1 protein-coding gene is annotated in these 620 nt (G+C 55.8%); it reads right to left on the bottom strand.

From position 1 onward, the window contains the following. The coding region (locus RSSM_RS20370) for a helix-turn-helix domain-containing protein (protein ID WP_160168160.1) at positions 1 to 504 on the bottom strand (504 nt) is incomplete at its 3' end. Positions 505 to 620: the final 116 nt, after the last annotated feature.

Genomic DNA, 620 nt, shown 5'->3' with positions numbered 1-620 from the left:
TGCGATGCCCAACGAGAAACGAGAGTGATCGTCCAGCACCGTCAACGGATAACAGTAGCGTCGATCGCTCAGCCGAAACTCACCCTTGAAATCAACCTGCCAGAGCTCGTTGGGCTCGGCTCGCTCGAAGCGAGTAAACGCACGATGTTTGATCGACTCGGAGGCTTCGATCCGGTCATTTCGCTTCAGGATCGCGGCGATCGTACTCGGGGAAGGAACGTCGCTGTGGCCGAGTCGCTGCAGTCGTTTGTGGATCTTGCGTGGCCCCCAAGCGGGATGATCCTCGCGAACTTGCAGGACTGCGTCTTCAGCCTCCAGGGAGGTCTTGCCTGGCGAGTGAGCCGGTCGTCGAGACCGATCGCTCAGCGGGGCTAGTTGATCTTCCTGGAAACGATTTCGCCATTTGTAGCCGGTCTTACGCGAAATCCCAAAACGCCGACACAGCTCCGCCATATTGACGCCATCGACGCACGCAAGACGAACAAATTCTTCTCGTTGAGACACTCGGTCACATTCCTTCCAAACCAACACTCACCTCCGCAAAAGAGGTCAGTCTGATTCGATTAAAATGTGTTACCCATGTCCCCGAACAGGTGTTACCTATGTCCCCGGTCCATACA

The sequence above is a fragment of the Aporhodopirellula sallentina SM41 genome (assembly GCF_000346505.1).
GTDB classification, from domain to species: Bacteria; Planctomycetota; Planctomycetia; order Pirellulales; family Pirellulaceae; genus Rhodopirellula; species Rhodopirellula sallentina.
The sequence above is the reverse complement of the archived record's forward strand: the minus strand, read 5'-3'. Positions and strand labels throughout refer to the sequence as shown.